A 21669-nucleotide genomic window follows, 5' to 3' on the forward strand; every position below is an offset into this window, starting at 1 on the left:
CCATGGCCGCCTGGATCCAGTCCGTCAGCTCGATTCCCGTGTGGATGCAGACCGCGCTGCTGCTCACCGCCTCCAACGTGTTCATGACCTTCCAGCGGTATACGTTGCGCCACACTTGCCGAGTATCCCAAAACGCCGTAGGAGCTACGCTACATCGGTAGGCAAGTGCTTAACCACTTGCCTTAAGGCTAGAAGTAGCAACTTAAGGCAAGTGCTCAAACCTTAGGGCTCCGCCCCAAACCCCGCGCTCGCCGCGTGGCAGGGGGCGGTGGCTTAAACCACCGCCCCGCCACAGAGCTTCGCCGCTACGTCGGCTTCAAGGGTACGCTGCGCCGGGTGCTCACCCGTTCGGTGCTCGCCTGCGGCTGCGCTCCGCATGCGGCTTCCGCGCCCGCCCTTGACCCCGACTACACTAGATGGGAAACCCGCTCGCACCACATTGTCTTCGAAAGACAGCCCTCGACCCGTTGCGGTCCCCCAGCGCTCGCCGAAGCGGTCGTTCGCCGAACCCCTCGTTTTGCAAGCCGTGCAGCTCCGAAGCGGCCGTTGGTGATCTATCCCTGCCGGCCAGGAGCTAACCGCCGTGCTGAAATGCCCACGGGCCGCATCTAATCGGTAAGCTTACTCTCGTCGTCAGCAGAGCTTGAGGGCTGGAGTTGGTGTGTTGGATGACGCCCTACCTGAAGCTGGTAAAAATGGAACAGTCCCTCCGGCATCGGCAATCCGGATTCGTATTCCTGCCAGCGCTTTTCCGGAATGAACACTGCCGCTGCAGCCTGAGCCAGCGAGTGTTGGGCCTCTTTCCTTAGCGAGACAATTTGTTCAGTCCCCGGTTCGCGATGCGTGCGACTTGGCCAGAGCCGGGGCGGACGTCGGTTCTTCTCGACTAGTTGGAGTCGAACATCATCCCAGTCCAGTAGCACCGGCACATCGGCGTCAGGATCCCCCACGCGTCGTGCACAAAGAGCAATTGCAGAGTCAGCCCCGCCTTCCGTGTAGTCGCGGATAGCCAATTCAATGGTCGATCGTGCTCGTGCTACATGCTCCGAAATCGCACTGCGCAACGCCAAGTGCGCCCTCCCCAGCTCTTGTACACTTTCTCTTGCGCACCGGCGAACATCAATCTTCTCTGGCAGGTCATCCAAGACTCGAGACTTGAAGTCTCGATCCGCACTAAGGGAGACCTTGCTTGCGTAGAACTTAATCGTCTCGACCCAGCCGTTGGGGTCGCCGCTTTTTGCATCTGCCTCCTCGAACCCATGAAGAGCAGTGGCTTTGTGCTGGACATGATTCCGCAGCGCGCACATAAATCTGTAATCTGGGCTGCTCTCGAAGATCCTAACGAGCTCCTTTTTAGCAATCAGGCTGAATTTAGGCTTTAGGTCTAAGCACTTGAAGTCCTGCTGCACTTGGTCAGCATAGCCTCGCATGGCTGTGAGCACGTTTACGATGTGCCGATTCGCCCGTCGGAGGGTCTCCGCAATCTCCGGATACCGGTATTGCGGCTCAATCATTGCGCGTAGGCAAATCTCTGTAAAATCAAGCTCCAACGAGATGAAGTTGCCAAGCAATAACTCGTAGCGTTGCTCGAAATCCAGCGCGTCCGACAGAACTTCACGCGCATGCGCCAGTTCGTTGTACCGCTCCTCGTTGATATCCATTTGCAAGCGCGGTCCGAGGACGCGTTGCTCCAATAAGTATCTGGCGTTCATACACGTCCCAGTTTCCTCCGAAGCCACAAGTGTGCTCGTGTTCGAGGCTACATATGAAGTCAACCGTGCAGCCACTTCTGCCGCCTTGGCGGTCATTTGGCAGAGCAGAACGTACCGCAGATCTGGGTCGGGATGCGATTTACATCTCTTCGAGTTCATCGCCGAGAAGCGGTCGTTGCATTTTCACTTCCCGGAGGCAGCCGTTCGTCGCCGAGTGCTGCGACCCGTTGCGGCTGTTGAGCTTTGAGGAAAGCTGTCGCTCAACGCCGTGCTCTGGGGCAAGCCGGAGCGGAGCGTAGGTTTGTCCCTAGCAGCACCTTGTTAGGGCTCTTCTGGTTCTGGAAGGAATCGGTATTCCGAAACGTCAAATTCATCGATTACCTCCATAGCTCGCTCCACAACGAGCCTATGATCGCTCTCAGCTCGGCCCCGGCAGTGCGTTTGCTTATTATTTCCAATACCTTCGATCAGAATTTCGATATCAGCTTTATCGAATCTCCTGATATGAGGCTTAATAAATTGAGAAAAGAGCGAATCAGCAGCGTCAAAGTTTGTTGCATTTACGTACATTACTACTAGTAGTTTGTTGATTCGATTTTTTATACCAGCTGATTCGGCATGCCTCATCAGGTCATGAATGTGGTTAATGTGTATTTTGTGCGTCCCGCCAAAAGAACATGCATGATTCGTTTTTATCAAATTAACAAGCATCTCTATGTGCTCTGAGATATTCTTGCTGAGAAAATAAGAAACAGCCAGCAGATCTACATCCGATTTTGCTTTAGCAGAAACCACTTCTCTAGTCGCTTCACTGAGAAGATTAAACAAATGAGGATAATCGCCCAGGAAGAAAACTGCCTGCCGCAATGGTGTGCCGTCAGATATCTCACTGAAGTATGGGGAGTTGTTTTTGATGTATTCTGTTAATGCTTCACGATTTCGGTCAAAAAGTATTCTGACTGCTCTGGAATTAATGATTCTATTCTCATTGCACCGATCGTCTTCAATCTTGAAAGTTACCCGCCATAATGACTTAAATATTTGAGAAGAAACCTCTTCATTTAAATTTTTAAAATATTTTGACTCTAGATACCTTTTAAGCTGGCTATTATCTGCGAACAAATCTTTTACTTTTTCAAGATCTTCGACCAACTCGGAAAAAACCTGTTTTGTTAGAATAGGGGGCTTCGTTAATACAGAGTCCAACGCAACCCTTATATCTGAAAGAACCATCTCTCTATTGGGGCGAAACAGGATGTCGGCTTTACTAATCACTGGATGAGCTGACAAATGCCTATGCCGATGCAGTGCCTGCAAAGAGTCAAGCTCATGGCCTTCTAACAAGCTTGTTCGTGAAAATATTTCTTTTAAGAGATTCTCCTCCCATTTTGGGTTTGCAGGATTTTTCTCTTGAAAATCTGACATCTCATTAAGGATAGACTCTGCCTTTTCGTCACTATGAATATCTTTTAAATATTGCAGCTTATAAACAAGGTCACAAATGACTACGGTCCACAGCATTACAAGTGCAGACCTATGATTTCCATTGAAATAATTATTCATCACTTCACGAAAGTACTCTTTCGTCCGGTGATCGTGAATATTATTAGCTGCTTGCTCGACTGAAAATTCGTACATCTTAATCCTTATATTTCCGCTCCATTCCTGACCGGCGCCCTAACGAATAGGGTTTATCCCTCGCGCCGCAAGGGCCGTTCAGTGTGCGGGCGCCTGCCGCGAGGGATAAGCCTTGTTGAACTGAACCGCCGCTCAGGCGGTGATGTTGGGGATTCTACGCGCGGGCCATCCACATTGGATAGGGCGCGACAGGATCTTGGCATCGGCGAGTAGCCTCTCCCGGCTCAGCGCTCGCGACCATCGTCGTACTGGGCCGCAATCGGGTGCCGGCCGTGCGCCGGGCGTGCGGTGTCGGTCGCGTCCGCCAATCTGGGAACGTGCCACGGCCTGCCGGTGCGGACGTTGCATCGGCAAGGAGCGAGTCCGGACTGCGTGCGTGTTCATGTCGGCCCATCCCGACAGCGCGGCGCCGGCGCGGGCGGATCGTACCGGCGAGCCATGACGATCTCGACCGTGTGCCAACGCCCGACTCCACAGTGCGGGCAGCATCGCGGGTCCTCCCCGCTTACGCGGGCGAGGAAGTGTTCGGCCGCCTCGATCGCGACCGCTTGTGGTGCCGGCGTCTGGAGCGCCGCACGGGCGGCGGCAAGCCGGGCCCGCTTGTGGCCGCAGGCGAGCAGCCCGTAGTGACGCAGGCGCTTGAAGCCGGCCGGCAGCACGTGGCGCAGGAAGCGTCCGATGAACTCCTCGGTCGGCAGGCTCACCGTACGGTTGCCGCCGGTTTCGTTGTCGCGCACCCGAAGGCGCACCTGCCCCACCTCGCAGCCGAGCAGGCGGTCATTCGAGAGCGCCACGCGGTGCGTGTAGCGGGCAAGGTAATCGAGCACCTGGGCGGGTCCGCCTGGCGGCGGCTTGGCGTAGACCACCCAGTCGTGCGCCAGCAGCGCACGACGTCGGGCTTGCCATGCACCCGCCGCAGCGTGCGGATCGTCGGGCAGCTCGCCGCAGCGGTGGGCAGCGTCGAGCCGCGCGAGGAACTTGCCGCGAAACACCTTCGAGGCGGCTTGGACGGGAAACAGGAAGCGCGGGCCGCGCACCGGTGCGCGCCATCTGCCCTCGGCGTCGAGCCCGCCACAGGTGATCAGGGCGTGCACATGCAGGTGCATGCGCAGGTCCTGGCTCCAGGTGTGGAGCACGAGGCTGAAGCCAGGCACGGCGCCCAACCAGCACGGGTTGGCGGCGAACTCGAGCAAGGTCGCCGCCGCACTGTCGAACAACGCGCCGTAGAGCCAGCGCGGGTGCCCGAAGGCCATCGGGGCCGGATAGAACGGACGGTTTCGGAATCTGCTCCCTGTGTCCGCTCCTGGCCGGCCTGAGACTTTCGGCCCCTTCTACGCGGGGACGCTGCGAACGGACTGCGACCGTCTCAACCCGACCCGGAGCCGCCAATGAGCTTCGAGGAAAGTTGTCGCTCAACGCGTCCCTTCAACGGACGGCGAAATCCGCAGCGTTTTGACGACCCCCTGCAAGCGCTCGTTCGCAATTTTGCGCGGTCGGTTCGTGGAGTCCAATCACGGGCCCTACCTTCTCCCAGTCACATTGACTCTTGAAAAACCCAACGAACGCATCACGCTCCGGAACGCTCTGATGGTCGCGAAGGCGGGTGATTGCAGCATCGAAATGACGAAGAACGGCCGAGTAACAGCGCCGAACGTCGATCAGCACAGACGCTATCTCCCCTTGGAAATCAAGAACCCCATCCTTCTTCGGGAGAGTGACCACGATGTCGCGATTCATCTCTGCGAAATAGACACGCTCGCGGAACATTCCATCGTGAAAGAATCCACAGCGAGCATCAGAGTAAAGAAGTTCGCCTACTCTCAAGAGAAGCGTTTCGGGTACGTTCGAGGACTTAAATACATCCACGAAGCCTCGGGAGAAAAATTCCTTTGATCGGTTCTTGGAGGACTGGCACCTTGCATAGCTGCAAGCCCCTTCAAAGTACGTGAGAAGAATGCAGAAAGCCGCAGGCTCGCAGTGCTCCTGCTCGAGAAGAACTTTTGCGGGGGCCAAAAGCCAGTTCCGAACACGGTCCTCGTAGACGTCAATGACGTCATCGATGGATGGAGAATCCAGCTTGGAGTCTCGGAAGGATGGGCTTATGGATATTGCCATGGCACCTCCATGGGGGGCTCACGAAACGCACAGGGTCAGGTCCTTCATTTGCTCATGCGTCACTGGCTGGACTCGACCCGTTGCGGCCGTTGAGCTTTGTGGAAAGCTGTCCTTCGACGGCAACATCTTAGGTGCCCCACATCCAGCGTTCCCGCAGGAGCGACACATTCGCAATTGCGAGCGTCACCTGCGCCCATTCTGAACATTCGTAACCTATTCTGGATTAGGGTCTCGGACGTTTCTTCTTGAGTGACCTTTACGATGCCTGCGATTGTGGAAAACAAGGGATATTACACCCCCAACGAATTCCTTTCCGTTCTGAATGACGTCTCTAAATCCCGATGTAGGACTGAACAGACCGTATAGATCTCAAGAAAACTTCTCCATGGCGAAAATGGGCAGTTTAATAGCCGCCATATATGCATCGGATAAGCCTTGAGTTTGCGGATGAGGCGAGGCGATGATGACGGTTTCCCCGAACCGCTGCACACGCACTGAAAACTTCTTGCCCTGATAGTCCTGGATGTCCGCCGCATAGCTCTTTGGGGCTGTCCGTTCCCCGAGAATCGCAATTACTCTTGGCCTGACCCGCTCGTCGTTCAACGCCTCGATCAGCTTTGCACCAAACAGGAAGATAACAGAAGGCTTCCGTTCGGTCAGGAGATTTAGAAAGCCGTCCGCTTGGTTGACCAGCATAGCATCTGTAATCTCCTCATCACTATTCGTGCCTCGGGTTTGAGAATCTAGCCAATTGCACTGGAAAAAAGAACGCTCGAAAGCCCTCTCTCTACCAGGCGTGTCCACAAGTTCTAGCCCCCAGCCTTTCAGCCACTTCAAGACTCTATTCTTGAACCGATCTTTCTTTCTAACGGTACCGTCTGAAAAAAACGATGGAGTCTCGACTGCAACAGAGGCGCTCTCGCTCTCCCTCTTCTCGTCATCGATCGAATAGCCATAATTGATACCGCAAACCATGAAGCCGCCTTCAAGATTTTCAGGATAGGACTTCGTTACGACTCGGTTAGTGTGCATCGATATTCCTCCTCTCGCGGCACCAAACGCTCAATTGAATCGGCCCCCGTCGATTCTTCTCACGGGCCCAGTTGGTTTCGGGGCTGGACATCACCACCGTTGGAGGTTACGTCTTTGATCTTGCTGTTCCGGGCTGACTGGACTCGGCCCGTTGTTGCCGTTGAGCTTTGAGGAAAGCTGCCGTTCAAGTCCGTGCTCCGTCGGATACAGGCGGTGTCGCTGGACGGCTGGGTCCGAGGGAAAAGAACTCGTTGTTAGGCTGCAGCCAAAATTAATGGAGCTTTGGAGTGACTGGATAGAGGGACTGCCACTGGAATGGGTTGGGATAGGACCATTCCGACATTCCGCCTGAGATGGGTAAGCGGAGATAGAAGACACGGACCGGATCACCTTCCTCATACCTCGTTTCGTCGTAGAGATAGATGAACTCGCTATCCCGACGGGCTTCCTTGAAGCGATGGTTTTGCCCCGATGCATAGGGCGGGTACTCGACCCAAACCTCGCCCTGTCTCTCGAAGCTTCCAGTGGGGTGCACGTAAACATCGGCAACGTCTGGTGGCCGTGGAGAACTCGGCCGGATGTCTTGTTGGTTTTCTACCTTGGGTGGGGGGCTGCTGGGCTCCGGTTTCTGCCTCTCGGGGAGCAGCGCTAAAGTAAAAAATATAAGGCCGAAAATGAGAGCTGCTTTCCGGTTGCCAGACGAAATGCCGCTGGGGATCTCGGCCCCAAAAAGCTTGAAGCCGCCTCCTACGATTGCGACGAGAAGCAAGATCGCCCCAAGCACGAAGGCGGCGATGCTCAGGTTCTGTGGCATGAATGGACTCCGCGACAGTCTTGGGCCTGACTTTGATTTTGGGCGAATGCACTGCTGCGTAACACCATCAACCCTCCGTCAGATCGGAGCCAAATAGCTCGAAGAGATGAAAAAAGTCAGTTATCTATGGCCATGTTGAGCCAAATACGCTCTGACTAACAGAACTGCAAATCCGGCAACGATACCTCCAGCGGAGTTCATGCGGACGGTGGATGTATACTTGCAGCGGCGAACTCTCACTGAGTGCTCCTCGCCGGCATAAGGTTCTTGTCATGCCGTCATTTCAACATGGACTCGCAAGTCGAATGTAACGGTCACCGGTAGCTCCTTGCCGGGCTGAGACGTCCGCCATTCCCAGCGCCACGACGAACCGTCTGTGAGCGTCGCGACTCGACCCGGTGTTGCCATTGACCTGAATCCGTGTTGTCTTCAGCGCGTACCCGCTCCGCGAGCCCCAGCGCATGATTTTTCTGCTGCCTGACTCCCGATCTCAGCTCACCGCAGCCCCGAGCACCGTCCTTTCACGGCCCGGAGGCCCGGCGAGCCGGGCTTACGGGGGGGGCGCTACGTCATTTTCCTGCTCCCACGCGGCCGTCGCCCTTTCGCCGCAGCGAAATGGCCTCGATTCGGAGAATTCGGCCGTCGGATTTGCATCACGGCGAAGCCACCGCGCACAGTCGCGCCTGCACCGTGGTGAACACCTTCACATGCGCGGCGACGCCGCGTCCGAAGTCCAGCACCAGGCGGCGGGCGTGTTCGACGAACTTCGCCGCACGGTACATCACCTCCTGCAGCACTGTCTTGATGCGTCGGCGCTTGGCCGGGTGACGGATCGGCGAGAGCTCGCCGGTCAGCCCGAGCTGGCCGATCAGGCGCAGGCAGTTGTAGGCGAACGCGGCCAGATGCATGACCGCGTCGTTGGTGTCGAACTTGCCCGAGGGCAGGCGCTCGAGGTCCAGGTCGGTCTTGATCTCGGAGTGGAACTGCTCGTGCGTGCCGTGGTGCTTGTAGAGCTCGATCACGTCGGCCATCGCCACTTCGAGGCTGGTCCACCAGCCTTCGATCTCGATCTCGGGGGTCAGCAGGTGCTGGCCCTTCTTGTCGATCGTGCGCTCGGTCACCCGCACCACCAGACGCAGCGTGCGCTTGGCCTTCTTCCAGGCGCGCTCGATCTTCAGGTCCAGCAGCCCCACCCGCTTGCCCGCGCGTACTTCCTCGAAGACGCCGGCGGCCTCGGCCCGGTCCACCCAGGCGGTCTTGTCCTGACGGCGCGGATTCCACTTGGTGAGGTAGTCGAACGAACGCCCCAGCGCTGCCCAGCGATCGCGCTCGTCGGCCAGCGCGAACAGCAGCCGGGCGCTGTCGAAGCCGCTGTCGGCCCGCCACAGCAGCTTCGCATCGGCCGCGCACACCCGGCGCAGGCGCGGGAACGCGCGCTCGAAGAAATACTCGGTCTCCAGCGCCGAGTGGTGCGACCCCGCGCGCAGCTCCAGGCCGAGGTTCCAGCCCTCGTTGCCCAGGTACAGCGCGATCGGCGTGTAGCCATCGACGCCCTGGTAAGTGCGGCTGACCGCCTCCTTCTTGGTGTCGGAGTTGTCCATCACGAAGGTGTCCAGGTCGGCGCAGACGTAGCCCTTGTGCGCCGTGATCGGCGCCTCGGTGCGCTCGAGCAGGCGCAGGCTCAGCTCGTCGGTCAGCTCGCGCAGCTCGGCCGCGCGGGCATCGAGCCGTTGGCGCATCCACACGCTGCCGGGCACCTTGGCGAGCCCGAGCGCTTCCTTGAAGAAGCGGTCGCCGCGAAACGGCTCGATCGCCTCGAAGTCGCTCTTGCCCAGGCTCAGCAGCCCCACCACCGACTTGACCAGGTCCGAGCTCCGCATGCCCTGCGACACCGGCAGCCTCGGGTCGATCACCGCCTCGACCTGTGCCGCCTGGCAGCACTGCCCGATCAACGCCAGGCCCGAGTAGGAGGTCAGGTTGAGCTTGGCGGATTGCTTGACTTCGAAGCGCGGCATGGTCGGTTGGGTGAAGGAGTTGGAAGCGTAATTGTACAATTGCATCAAAGCGTTAGACTGGATTTCCGGCTAAGCGAACACGGATTCAGGATTGAGAATTGAGGAAAGCTGTCGTTCAACGTGAAAGTGAGGGCACGGGTCGGCATCGCCAGTACGACGACCCAGCGGCGACGCCGCGCCTCTACTGGCGGGTTGGGCTGCTAGAGTAGCGCAAAACCAACAGCGGTATTGACTGCGTCCTTGACGACGTTGAGCGCCGCATTAATTGCGGCCTCAACAGCCAAGATACCAAGTCCTTCAAGAGTCAGAAGAACTGTGCGGGTCGCATTCTTCTGTATTTCGATGTGAAGGGTTGCTTGTTCTTCATTTATCTTTCCTGAGGCTCTGAGTGCCGCGATCATCACGAGCGTATGAGCGAGCTTCTTTGCCTCGGCCTCGCCATATTCCTTAATGTCTGGCCATTTTTCAGAAAGAGCGCCCTTGAATGCGGCGAGAATGTCTTTGCCTAATTGTGCTGCACTAAGACTCATGATCGCCTCCTTAGAGGTTGAATCTAAATTTTAGTTTGACCTTATTCGCCGCGACGCTTTGCAAGCTCGAGCTTTAGAATTGCTGTAAAGCTAGAATTGAACTGCGTGCGCAAACTAGCAATTTGATCCTTCGAAAGGCATGCAATCTTGTGAAGTTTTTCGAGGCTCTCCAGGCTTTTGGAAAGCAATAAGGTTTGCTCCGTTGTAATTTCGTTCCTTGGGATGGCAGCAGCACGGACAGCAATAGCACTAACGTCGACTCTTGCCTCTTCATAAAACGGCTTGTATTTCTCGAATTTGCACTCTGGCAAACCCTCTACAGCTTCAAGCGCGACCAGATGCGCCTCTGTCTTCTTCTGTAGTGCAGTTACATTCTTGTCAGTTGTCTCGTCATAGCCGCTGATAAGCTTGACAGCACATCCAGGCAATGCGAGAACCGCGACCAACAAAAGGGAGCCGACTAATCCGCGCATATTTAAGGCTCGATCAAAAGCAGACATGTTATGTCTCCCGTCGTTTACCGTATTAGTCGTTATGTGGAAGAATGCCACGGTTGCGTTCGATTGGTCGTCCGTCACCGGGCCCTGAATTTACGGGTGCGTGCGAAGGTACTAATTTTCCCATTAGTAGTGTCATTTATTCTGTCCATGAAAATCTCCGGACTTCAACGGCTTGCGCCCTAAGGTCGGGCTGACACTACTTGCCGAAATCTTAGTAAGTATCATTCGCCGATGTTTATCTGCTCCCTAGTCGTGCTGTCAGGTTTGATCTCGATAACTCGTTCGATAGCATGTTGGGGTTCTGAAGAAGTGTGAATCTTCAGAAGGTGACGTCCGACAGGTACGTCAAGTTTCGCCCACACGTACCCAAGGAAATCAACCGGCTCCTGCTTGTCGAGGGTGATCTTGATCCTCTTTGGTTCTCCCTTATGCGCTATCGTGACTTCAAGTGATCCTGGAAGCCTCCCTTTCTCCTCAGCCTTCACTGAAGTCTCCTGCGCAGTAAGTCCGGTCCGAATCGCTTCAAGCTTCTTGTCTGTTTCCTCACGTTGAGTCTTGATTAGGGTATCCAGCAACGATATCCCAGTATTGAACTCTGCAACCCACTTGGTAGTTTCCTCTGCCTGAAGCTTTGTGAGCTCCTGTTCGAGTGCTTGGGCCAAGTCAAACAGTGCTTTTGCATCGGACGTTTCGAGTGGGGCGCCGTTCTTTGAAACAAGGTACTTCGCCCACTCCATTTGAAACGCACGCGTGAGATTCTCCATTGTCGTCACAGTAGTGATGTAACGCATCCAACCGCTCGACCAGCCAAAAACCTTATCCGCGACCTGTGTGAGGCCAGCAATTGCAAGGAGCGCGACAGCCCACTGAGTGAATAGCAGCTTGTCCTTCGCCTCCACTTGGATCGCTGCGAAGATCGGTAAGGTTGTTCCAAGAACAAGTAGTAGGAACGCAGCAAATCTGGCCACAAGCGAAGTTGTCCGCTTCGTTCGAATGCTGGTCCAATACCATGAGCACATCTCAAGTGATGTAGTTTCGATGTGAGCATAGATTGAAGGGAGCGTCTCTTCGGGCTTTCTGTCCTTGTAATTATCCCATTTCGAGAGCTCTTTTGTAGAGATGTCCTGCTTGGCCATTTCAATTGCCTCCCGAGGTTTTTGAGACGACAAGCTCTGAGTGAATATCGCCTCCCAACTAATAGCGTTTACCCCTCGCAGCATCCGCCCACAGACTGAACGTCGCTTGCTGCGAGGTATAAACCCTGTGCTTCATGCTTCAATAAATTGTGTCGCTATTCTCTGGCCAAACTATGAAGGCTACGCCGTCTTCCAGGGATAAGATGCGAGCCCGACACCATTTGGTCGACATTCCTCGCGCGCACGCAAATACGTTGTGTCGTTCTTTCTTACGAGTTGCTCTGCCTCGCCGATCGAGTCAACATTCAACGCACATTCTCCGAATGCGTGACCAAAGTCGGACAGGAAAACGTACTTGGAGACTCCTCTACTCGCTGTGGTATCGCCTGCGAGTCGTTCGACATAAGTGTATTCTTTGGAAGACCTGTTGAACCAATCGGGTGAGCCGCCCACATCTGCAAAGCTATCGAGTCCCAAGCAGATGTCCAAGATACATGGTTTAAAATTTTCTTTTCTACTCGTTAAGCCAAAAGCGGCGACCTTATTATCCTGATAGACGATAAATAAATAGTAGTCTTCAAAGATGTACTGAACTCTTTGGCTGTCCGATCCCTTGGCATACTGTGCGGGACCGATCGAACTAATAATAAATTCCTTTGTTGCGCCGACCGTAACGTTCTCGTACCCTGCCTTCTTCGTTACCGGTTCGAACCAAGCAATCGCAGCCAGAAGGACGACCGTGAGCAATGCCGACAAAAATGCGATGAGATAATAGAAATGAATCTTCGATCTAAGATACTGTTCTGGATTAAGTCCAGCCTTCAAGCGCGCAGCACCCATCTCTATTCGTAGAGCTTCGAGTCGATCCACTTCAGGAATGTGACTCAGTTTTTCGAGTAACTGCTTATTGCGCATAGTGCGGGCAGCTATGTATGCCCAAGCAGCTACAAGGCAAACGTATCCAATCAGCGCGTTCGTGCTAGTAGCAATAATTCGCAGAGAAATTAGGAACTCTGAGATTGGCATGCGCCGCTCCACAAGGGCGAAGGTACGAGGTACGAGGCCGAACGGGTTCGGAGTCTCCTTTTCTCCTACTGACAGTGCGGCAAATCCCGCAACGCTAGAACCCACCGACCGCAGCGCACACAGATGGAGGGTCTCTCCTTGCTGCGCCGGATCTTCACCGCATTCTTTCGACCGGCACGAGCCCAGCGTCATGTCATTGCTTCAACATAGACGAGCGCCATCAGCCCGCAAGTGGAATGTAACGGTCACCGACAGCTCGTGGCCGGCTGCCGCCCGTCGGCCTCCCACGCAACGCGGGCGCCGTAGCCGGCCCCGGGCTGCCGCGGCCAGGATCAAAGCACGAACCCCGTCGTCCTCGCTGCGCGACGTGACACGGCCTCGGCAAGCCTCTCGCACGAGGCGACATGCAGCAGAACCAGTTCGCGCCCGCGCGTGATCCCTGTGTACAGCCATTCCCGGGTCACCAGCGCGCCGTCGTCGGCAAGCATGACCACGGTTGCCGCGCTCGAACCCTGCGCCTTGTGGCAGGTAATCGCGTAAGCGAGACTCACGTCCACCTCGGCTTCCTCGGGCAGGTCGCGGGCCGCCAATTCCCCGTCGAATTGAACCTGTACCCGCTCCCCGCCGATCTCGGTCACGGTGCCCAATAGCCCGTTGAACAGCCCGTGGCGGTAGCGGTTCTGCGTGATGATCACGGGGTCTCCGACGGCCACAGTCGCCAATGGTCCGAGACGGCGCGTGGGCGTGCTCTCTCGGCGCCGCGCAGCCGACTCGGCGTGGTTCCATTCATCCACCGTTTGCCGGCGCGCCGCGATCAGCATGAAGTCCTCGCCGCGAACGAGCTGGTTGAGCTGGGTACGGTCGATCAGGAATACGCCCTTGGATTCGCCCCTCCAAGTCGGTAGAGCCGGGGCGGTGCCCAGCCGGATCTCCAGCGCGACCAGCGGTATGGCGCTGTCTTCGGCCTGGCGGAGGACCTTGGTGAGGGTCGCCACGCGCGAGCCCTCCTCCACGAGGTCGTGGAAGACTTTGCCGAAGGCGACCGGGAAGAGCTGGCCATCGTCTCCGGCGAGCAGGATTCGCACGCCCCTGGGCAGGTGCTTGAGGAGCTGATGGAAGGTGGGCGTGTCCATCATGCCCGCCTCGTCGATCACCAGCAGGGTTCTGCTGTCGAACTTGAGCTCCGGCGGGCGGGCATTCTGTGGATCTTCCTGGTAGGCGGCCTGGAGTTGAAGGATGCCGATCAGCCGGGCCAGCGTGTGCGCGAGCCGGGGCGAATCATGGGTCGAGGCGCCGCGCGACAGCTGCAGTGCGGCCTTTCCCGCCAGGGCGCCGAACACGACGTTTCCGCCCTGGCGCTCCCAGACGTAAGCGAGCACCTTCATCACGGTCGTCTTGCCGACGCCCGCACCGCCTTGGAGCACCCCCAGGGGCAAGCGAACCAGCTTGCAGAGTGCGTCGGCCTGCTCAGAGGTGAGGTGCAGATCGCACGCGCGCTCTCCGGCGTCGATCAGCCGGTCGAGCAGCTGGTCGCCGGGCAGAGGAATGCTGGACGGGGTTGCCTCGATCGCGCGAAGCATCCGCGCAACCTCTTCCTCCAGCCATGCCGCCCCGGGGGCACGGACAAGGTCGCCGCGGCGACGCAGGCTGCCGATGTCTTCCGCATAACGCAGCGCCAGTTCCGCATCGACGCCACGCTTCACCAGCATCTCTCGCAGTACCGGCTCGGTGGCGGCGCTGTCCCCGGCGGCAAGGAGTTCGCGCCATACGCTCGCCATCGCACCGCCGAGGCGGGCCGGATGTGTGTCGAGATCGGCATCCGATTCCTGTTTTCGGAGGAGCAACTTGCCCACCCGGTCGGCTAGGGGCCACGAGGTGAGGTGGGCCGCAAGATAGGGGTTGCGCTGGAGCCGCGGAACCGCGTCGGCACCGGCGCAGAATCGCCACAGCCGCGAGGCGGCGTAAGAGTCGCGAAGGCCCGCCTTTTCGAGCATCACGAGGAACTGAGCCTCGGCGAGCCTGACCTGGTCGGCGGCCGATTTTTCGGCCATCGCGGCATAGAGTTGCGCGGCGATGCGCACGGCAAGTGCGGGCTTGTCCGGCTCGATTATCTCAGCGATTTCGGCCAGGTGCGCCGGATTCTCGAGTACCTCGGTGAGTTCGTGACCGTAGCGCTGCATCAGCCGTTCGGCCCGTTGCGGGCCGACGTTCGGCACCCGCTGCAGGAAGGGCGCGAGCAGTTCGCCGACGATGGCCTTGCGCTTCATCACCTTGGTTTCGACCTGGCGGTGTTCGCGCTTGTACCGGTCGGTGAAGTTGGACCACTGTCCCTTGACGTTGAATGTGTCGCCGACCACCGGCTTCTGGTGGCGGCCCTGGTAGCGCACGCGTACACGATCGCCGGCTGTCGTCTCGCCGACGAAGATCGCTCCGCCCTCGAGGGCCGAGACGATGCGCGTGACGGTCACGTCGGCATCGAACGCGAAACCGGCGCTCATCGCACGTCGACCCAGATACCGTTCTCTACGGCCTGCAGCTGCGCACGCAGGCGCTCGTTCTCGGCCCGGGACGCCTCCAGTTCGGCGGTGAGGCTGCGGATCCGGTCCAGCAGCGCCTGCTGGGCCGAGACCGCCTCCACGGCCGCCTGGGAGGCTTCCTGGGCACTCTTGGCCTGCTGGATCAGGCGCTGCTTGATCGCCTTGTCGGCTTCGGTCTGCGTGACGCGGGAGCCGATGGAGAGCACGCCCTGGCCCTCGGCGATGCAGTTGATGAGATCGCAAAGCTCCTTGCGCTCGTAGAGATACTTCTCCTGGGTCGGCTTGAGCTCGATCGCCTGTGCGAGCGCGCGAACATTGACCTTGCCGTCGGCCGTGACCGGCAGGGTGGGCTGGCGCGAGCCCTCCGGCAGTGCGAGGTATTCGGCTTCGCGCTGGTCGAGGTACGCCTCGAGGCGGGCCTTGATGCCAGGGATGACTGAGGGGCGGGGCATCAGCGGTTTCCTCGCGACATCGGCGTGACCTTGCTTGCTGATCCGGCGCGCATCTGCTCGAGCAGCGCGTCGTAATCCCGGCGCAATTGTTCGTGTTCGGACTGGAGTTGCTGCAACTGAAGCTCGGTGATGATGTGCCGGTTCTGCAAAGCGTCGTACTTCTCCTTCCAACTCTCCGCACGCTGCTGGAAGGTCTTGCGCACACGCATGCGCCCGACCGTCTCCTTCTTCTTCAGGGTATCGAGCCATAGCGCCGCCCGCTCCTTAAGCGCCGTATTGTCCTTCTTGTAGAGCGTCGCCTCGTTAATCCCCGCGCGACGGGCGATCTCGGCCATCGACACAGCTCCGCCGTTTTGTGGGTAGATGCCACCATTGTTCGCCATGTCGTCCGCTATTGAACGAATTGCATCCTCGACCTGGCGCAGGGTCTTTTCGGTACGTGCCGCGCCACGCTTGGCAGCGGCTAGCTTGTGCTGTTCGCTCATGCGAACTCCTCTACAGATTCGGCTTCCTCGCACAGCGCGAACAGGGCTTGAACCTCATAATCGGCGTGGTACTTCGCTGCCAGATCAGGGAAGTTCACCCATTCGTCCTGCGCGTTATCCAGGGTCGCGGCTAGCACCAGCAGCTGTCCATCGTCGCGGGCCTGACGCGCAATATCGAGGTACTGTTCGATGCTCTGTTCCACATCACGCCGTCTGCGGGCAAAGACGATGAGATTGTCGCATTGCGGCTGACAGTTGGCGGTATTGGGTTCGCCCTTGCTGCGCTTCTTCTGGCACAGACCATCCTCGCCGGGAGCCTTGGAGCAGACGATGTTGGATTTGATCAGCCGCCAGCCCTGACCCTGCATCGTGAGCAGGAGTGCGAGGTCGTAGGCGCTACCCTCGTTCCAGACGCGCCCGGATTCGTTGAGCTTGGCGTCCTCGTTGCGAACAGCCGTGATCAGCCGGGCCGGGCCGCCCCCCCCGTGAGCAGGCAGGGCAGTACCATCGTTCATGGCCTGGTGAATCTCCTCCAGCACTTCGGCGCAGTGCATGATGCGCAGCTCGCGCAGCACCTTTTCGGCTTCCTCGCGCACGCCGGGATCGCAGAGGATGTAGTGCAAGGTCATTTCGATGCTCTTGTGACCGAACAGGCGCTTGAGCACCAATGGCGAGTTGAACAGCGCGACCCCGGCGAGGCGACCGATGGTCTTGCGGAAGCGGTGAGGGTGGGCGTTCTTCCCTCCTGGCATGGGGTTCATGTCAAGGCGACGGGCAAAGCTTTGGAGAGCGGAGCTGATATTGAGTCTGGGATCACTGCCGGCTCTCCCGGCAACACCAATCGACACCCAAAGATCATTGCCGAATCGCGGGGCTTGAGGCAGGTCATCGACCAGTGCGTTTGGTAACCAATCCCATGCGGAAGCCAGTCTCGCCTGTTGTCCGAAGCATTGACCGAGGATATCTGGAGCGGGCCAGGTGCGCGCATCGCCAAAGAGGCTGTCCGCGAGCTTGTAGGTGAAACCGTGTAGGTGGCTTTTGCCATCGCGCCCGATCTTGACGCAATCGCGGCTCAGAGTGGCGATCTCGCCAATGCGACCCGCACTCAGTAGTAGTGCGATGAAGAGATGCGCGGCTTGGAGCGTTACACACAGGTTCGTTACTTGTTCCCAAGTGCGCGGCGGCCATTCGCAAGTGTCGGCACCGCCTTTTCCACCTGCGGTCGTAAGCTTGAAAGGCGGCATTAGGGGTTGCCCCAAACGATCCAGCCAAGGATGTCCATCAAGGTGATCCGCAATCAACTTGGATACATACTTGCGGATTGCAGCCTCCGACCTTTGCAGATCAAGCCCCTTGAAGTCTTCACGCATATCCTCAAGCAATCGCAGCAGGTTCGGCCCCATTTCTTCGATTATCCACAGCACGCGAGGGCCGATTTGGGCCAGCCACTCGTCGGGAAGCGGGGGATGGGGTTCCGATTTGGGATTTGATTTTGGTAAATGGCTTGCAGCGGCCGGATTCGTGGTCTGCCGAATGTCTGGTCGCGGTGGTGCGTCAGACCAGGCGCCACGGGCGATTAGCGTGTGCAGGCGTTCAATCTCAATTCGCGTGTGTTTGTAATCCATGAACTCAAGGACGTCGGCTTCAGTGAGATATTGGAACAAGTCCTCGCCGCCGGGGCCGTCAGCCTTGCGTCGGATCGCACGCGCGATAATTACAGGACAATATTGATAAATTTGTTGGGTAATTGAGGATGCCTTGAGGCGCTTGCCTTTGCTATTAATAGTACGTCCGGCTGTGGGCACCAATTTCATAAGCAACGCAATGCGTGTGAGCGTCAGCACGCCCTCGTCGACCAGAACATCAGGAAATGCGTTCGGAATCGGCTCTTTGGTGAGGTAGTCAACGAGACGCTTGCGAAGATCGATGTTGTATAGATACTTTTTCGATCCATTCATCATCGATTCGGGTGTTGTCCAGCACCCCCAATCGGCACCATGCCCGGCGAGAATTTTGGCGGCGAGCAGATCATCGCGCCCTAGATGCTGGATTTCCTCGGCCTTGAAGTTTTCAAGAACGGCGCGGCGCCCTTCGGCTTCAAGGTCGGGAGAGACAGATAGATTTCTGACAGCCGCGTTCATGCGATCTCCTCAAGATCGCGTGCGTTGATGTGGCCCAATCCAGGGACGATATGCTCACCGGATGCAATCCGTTTACGCCATTTCTCGCGAGCAAGGCACATGGCCTCGGCCGGGTAAAGCGTGTCAAGCAAGTATTCACCGGATTCCAATTCCATATCGAAATGGCCACGCAGGAACGTCTCGCGGGGCAGGCACTCAAGCATCATCAACAGTTCCTCGACGCGCATGGCGATGCCATCCAGCGATTCAGGTAAGAACTTGGCGTTGTGACAGTCCTTGAGGCAGCGGTTGGTGCCACATAGACGACCAGGAATATGGTTCGGCGCGACATGCTCAGGAGGATGTCGTGGGTCGCTGCATCCGGCTCCGATGCGGCTTTTCATGAGCGTACGGTATTCCTTGAGTCGCGCTTCCATTTCAGGTGTTAGCACACCGTGACGCACGAGTTGGGCGAGGATGGTGAGGTCGATTCTTCCCTCCCGCAACTGCCCAATGAGATGGGTCATGAACCGCAAGGCATGGGCGTCGTTCTCGGCTGAGAAGATGTTGTTTTCAAGGTAGTTGATGGTACTGGCAATGGTCGAGTGCCCTAAGGCCAGCATGACGGCAAGGATGTTGCCGCCGGATTGCTTGTAGACCCAGCGAGCGTAGATGTCGCGGAAGTCCGAGGGGGTTACCGCCGCGATGGGGTTTTTACCGTGCTCAGCACGTGTGGCGTTCAGGCGATTCAGAAGCAAATCGAGATATGAAACATTCCTCTTGTCTCCGCTTTGTTTGTATCTTTTCCATTCCCTCCAATCCAGCCAGTTGATGTCGCCCTTTAAATCTACATACAACCAGACATTGCCGCATCCTTGGCGTAGCTTTTGGGTTTTAAGGTACTGCGCTTCGATGATATTTGCGGCGGTTAGGCGGTTCCGCATGTCCTCCAGTTCCTTCACGGCCTCCGTGTATTGCTGCTTGAGCAATTCACGCAGCGGTGCAACGCGCTTGAGATAGGCTGCGACGATGAATGGTGGGCTTGCGGTATGTTTCACAAGGCCCGTACAGAATTGTGTCTTATTTCCAGCGCGTGGTTTTGGGGCCCGCAGGGTTGCCTCATCCTCTTCTTGTTGCTCGCCAAACCTTTCCGAGGTCAGTACGAGTTGCCCGTGATCCTTTGGGTGAGGGGTAACCAGATAGGGTGATTCGGCGTCGAGATTTTTGAGTGTGCTTGGATTCCAGCCGCTGTTCAATAGCGCTAGGTGAAAGGCGATATCGGCTTCCTCGACGGTAGGAAATAAGATCGAGCGCATGAGCCTGCGCTCCAAGCTGTAATAGCAAAGAGTGCGGGCTTTTTTTCCATCAAGCAATTGTTCGCCACTGGGAAGTATGCGTCCAGTCTGCTGCTGGATGCGCTCCAAATGCTGCCAGTTTTTCAGTAAGCGATCTTCCTCTTCGTCGAGGATGCGGACCGGGCCACCACGTTCGCGCCGTGCCGCTTCTTCGCGGATCGCGTCGTTGCGCGCCCATGTCTTGCGAACTCGCTCCCAGTCCTGCTTGAGAGCAGTTTTGAGTTCCTTAGCTTGATTGTCAGGGATCAAGGTGCGTATCGGGGCGGCGCTGTTGGGGGACTCCCAAAGCAGCAGCGGGAGCTTCCTGGCTTGCCGTGTAGCGTTGGCAACGCGACGAAAGATTTTGAAGTAGGCTAGGGCGATTCCACTCTGAAGCGCAAATGCTTCATGGAGTTCATTGAGATCGGTCACCGAATCAATGCGAGGTGGACGCTGACCGTTAGCGAGAGGGGTGTTCTCGTAGGCATCGAACAAGCGCCACCATGCTCGAAGGGATGCCTTGTAGTGTTCAGCGCTTTCTTTGCTCAAAAATGAAGTACTCGCCTGAATTGCAGGTGCCAGTTCGACGATCAGGCGGGGACGACCTGTGTAAGCGCCTCTCCATGCGCCAACGTTTCCGCCGCTAGGGTGAGGATTTTCAAACTCGCCGCTTGCAAACGGGTGCAGGTCGACGGCATAGTTTTCCGTTGGGTGGTTGGTCCAGAAATGCAGGGGATCGTCGCTCTTGGGCGGATCGGGAGGCTCACCGCCTACTGCTGACACGCCCGCATGTTGCTTCAGATGATCCTTGTTTTTCTTTCCTATGCTCATTCGTCGTCGCCCTCACCGCCCTCTTCGTCCAACGCCACCCACTGCCGCGTCATGGTGAGCGGCACACGCATCTTGGCGAACAGCCAGTGCAGGTAAATCTCGGTGGTACGCGAGCTGGCGTGGCGCAGTTGTGGCTTGATTTCCATCTGAATCACAGTCACTGCACTGTCTCTCAAGGCCAGAACCATCGGATGCTCCATGCTGACATTGGGCGTCTTGAGCATCTGTTGAATCAGTTCGGCGTGCTGTTTCATCCGTTCTTCGAGATAGCGGCAAGCCCACCAGTCGCGGCCTAGGTGCGGAGACCAATGCGCCGGTCCCTGGACGCGGCTCCAGAACGCATAAATTTGATCGCCCGTATAGCGAAAGCCCGTCACCGGATTGAGGAACAGATGTACGGTCTCCTCCATGATGCGGCGTGCCTCGGCAGGCCTTACACCCTTGAGCCGTGGCTTGAGTGCCATCAGTCGTTCTTTGTTGCGATATCCGTGCAGACGCTTTGCAATCCAAAGCGGGATATGAATCTCGCCTTCCGGCCCGATCTTGTCGTCATGCTCGTCGATGCCGTACTGCTTGCCCTTCGCGCCGTATCTGATTGTTACAATGACGGATTGAGCTTCTTCCGGCTGATCGGGATTCACGATCTTCCAATCCTTTGGATCAAGGGGCAGGGTGTCCACCCGCCAACATGCCGCCTCCTCGCGGCGTATGGCGGTGTTCAGGATCAGGTCAACGATCAGCCCTTCGGTCGCACCGACCTCCGGGCGCTCATACACGCGCTCGCGCCATGCCTCGATCTCTTCAACTGACGGAAAGGACAGGGTGCGCTTGTTGACCTTGACCTTACCCTTGCGGGATTGGATGACCTTGGCCTCGTGGCTACGACTGTTGTCATGACTGCCTGCGATGTAGGTTGTTGTGGTGGTTGGGATGACAAATGGCGGTCGCAGACCTTTGTCTGCTGCCCACATCTGGAACTCAAGGGCTATCTGTACACGAGGATTCACTGTTTCCGGGGCCAGCGGGCGGTTGTCTGCCGACCAGATGCCCTTCAGCATTTCCTGCTGGTAGCGGTCGATCAAATCGCTTACGTAGTCACCGCGCATCAGGTCGACAGATCGGGTGTCGGCCCACTCAAGCGCGTTGGCAAGCCAGCGCGCAAAGTTTTTCATGGAAATGCGGCTGGGCGGGATGGGGTTTCTTTTCTCGCCACGCCACTTCGGGTCCCAATAGCCCAAGCCTCGGTCGATTAGGAATTGATTCGGAAGCCGGGCATAGCCCGGCTCCGGATCGAGGAGGAAGGGCTGATCGGACAGCGCCCCATAGCCTGCTTCGGCGAGCAGTTTGGGGTCGGCATATACGACTTTGTAACCGTAATCGGGCATTTTTTAT

General features: G+C 57.4%; 16 protein-coding genes and 1 pseudogene. All 17 read right to left on the reverse strand.

Annotated elements, in window-relative coordinates; all coding sequences use genetic code 11:
• Positions 1-608 precede the first annotated feature (608 nt).
• On the reverse strand, positions 609-1712 hold the full coding sequence (locus PO78_RS19465; protein ID WP_043746227.1) for a hypothetical protein: 1104 nt from the start codon (positions 1710-1712) through the stop codon (positions 609-611).
• A 321-nt stretch (positions 1713-2033) separates the two neighbouring features.
• Positions 2034-3350, reverse strand: a complete 1317-nt coding sequence (locus PO78_RS23025; RefSeq protein ID WP_156147858.1) for a hypothetical protein — start codon at positions 3348-3350, stop codon at positions 2034-2036.
• Between the two features lie 380 nt (positions 3351-3730).
• A pseudogene (locus PO78_RS19470) lies at positions 3731-4606 on the reverse strand (IS91 family transposase); the annotation flags it as partial.
• 169 nt (positions 4607-4775) lie between these two features.
• Positions 4776-5465 carry a hypothetical protein gene (locus PO78_RS23030; protein WP_156147859.1) on the reverse strand — a complete coding sequence of 230 codons (690 nt, stop codon included), beginning with the start codon at positions 5463-5465 and terminating at the stop codon, positions 4776-4778.
• Positions 5466-5834: 369 nt separating this feature from the next.
• Positions 5835-6497, reverse strand: a complete 663-nt coding sequence (locus tag PO78_RS23035; protein ID WP_156147860.1) for a hypothetical protein — start codon at positions 6495-6497, stop codon at positions 5835-5837.
• A gap of 271 nt (positions 6498-6768) precedes the next feature.
• Positions 6769-7311: a hypothetical protein gene (locus PO78_RS19485; protein WP_043746236.1), complete on the reverse strand. Its 543-nt coding sequence runs from the start codon at positions 7309-7311 to the stop codon at positions 6769-6771.
• Positions 7312-7964: 653 nt separating this feature from the next.
• On the reverse strand, positions 7965-9326 hold the full coding sequence (locus tag PO78_RS19490; RefSeq protein WP_043746921.1) for an IS1380 family transposase: 1362 nt from the start codon (positions 9324-9326) through the stop codon (positions 7965-7967).
• A 200-nt stretch (positions 9327-9526) separates the two neighbouring features.
• Positions 9527-9856, reverse strand: coding sequence for a hypothetical protein (locus PO78_RS22585; protein WP_082047916.1), 330 nt, complete (start codon positions 9854-9856; stop codon positions 9527-9529).
• A 41-nt stretch (positions 9857-9897) separates the two neighbouring features.
• On the reverse strand, positions 9898-10356 hold the full coding sequence (locus tag PO78_RS23040; RefSeq protein WP_156147861.1) for a hypothetical protein: 459 nt from the start codon (positions 10354-10356) through the stop codon (positions 9898-9900).
• A 221-nt stretch (positions 10357-10577) separates the two neighbouring features.
• Positions 10578-11492 (reverse strand): SLATT domain-containing protein, encoded by a 915-nt coding sequence (locus PO78_RS19495; RefSeq protein ID WP_197068811.1) that lies wholly within the window; start codon positions 11490-11492, stop codon positions 10578-10580.
• 180 nt (positions 11493-11672) lie between these two features.
• Positions 11673-12710 (reverse strand): ETEC_3214 domain-containing protein, encoded by a 1038-nt coding sequence (locus tag PO78_RS23045; protein WP_156147863.1) that lies wholly within the window; start codon positions 12708-12710, stop codon positions 11673-11675.
• 140 nt (positions 12711-12850) lie between these two features.
• Complete coding sequence (locus tag PO78_RS19500; protein WP_043746242.1) at positions 12851-15016, reverse strand: ATP-dependent DNA helicase; 2166 nt, start codon at positions 15014-15016, stop codon at positions 12851-12853.
• On the reverse strand, positions 15013-15507 hold the full coding sequence (locus PO78_RS19505; protein WP_043746245.1) for a hypothetical protein: 495 nt from the start codon (positions 15505-15507) through the stop codon (positions 15013-15015). Before PO78_RS19505 ends, PO78_RS19500 begins: the two co-directional genes overlap by 4 nt.
• Positions 15507-15992 (reverse strand): TetR family transcriptional regulator, encoded by a 486-nt coding sequence (locus tag PO78_RS19510; RefSeq protein WP_043746248.1) that lies wholly within the window; start codon positions 15990-15992, stop codon positions 15507-15509. The genes PO78_RS19505 and PO78_RS19510 overlap by 1 nt, the downstream gene beginning before the upstream one ends.
• On the reverse strand, positions 15989-18133 hold the full coding sequence (locus PO78_RS23050; protein ID WP_156147864.1) for a hypothetical protein: 2145 nt from the start codon (positions 18131-18133) through the stop codon (positions 15989-15991). The genes PO78_RS19510 and PO78_RS23050 overlap by 4 nt, the downstream gene beginning before the upstream one ends.
• On the reverse strand, positions 18130-20277 hold the full coding sequence (locus PO78_RS23055; protein WP_156147865.1) for a site-specific integrase: 2148 nt from the start codon (positions 20275-20277) through the stop codon (positions 18130-18132). The genes PO78_RS23050 and PO78_RS23055 overlap by 4 nt, the downstream gene beginning before the upstream one ends.
• Positions 20274-21662, reverse strand: a complete 1389-nt coding sequence (locus tag PO78_RS19530) for a hypothetical protein (protein ID WP_043746259.1) — start codon at positions 21660-21662, stop codon at positions 20274-20276. Before PO78_RS19530 ends, PO78_RS23055 begins: the two co-directional genes overlap by 4 nt.
• Between the last annotated feature and the right edge of the window lie 7 nt (positions 21663-21669).

Origin of the sequence: Thauera sp. SWB20 (genome assembly GCF_000831325.1) — a bacterium.
In the GTDB taxonomy this organism is placed as follows: domain Bacteria; phylum Pseudomonadota; class Gammaproteobacteria; order Burkholderiales; family Rhodocyclaceae; genus Thauera; species Thauera aminoaromatica.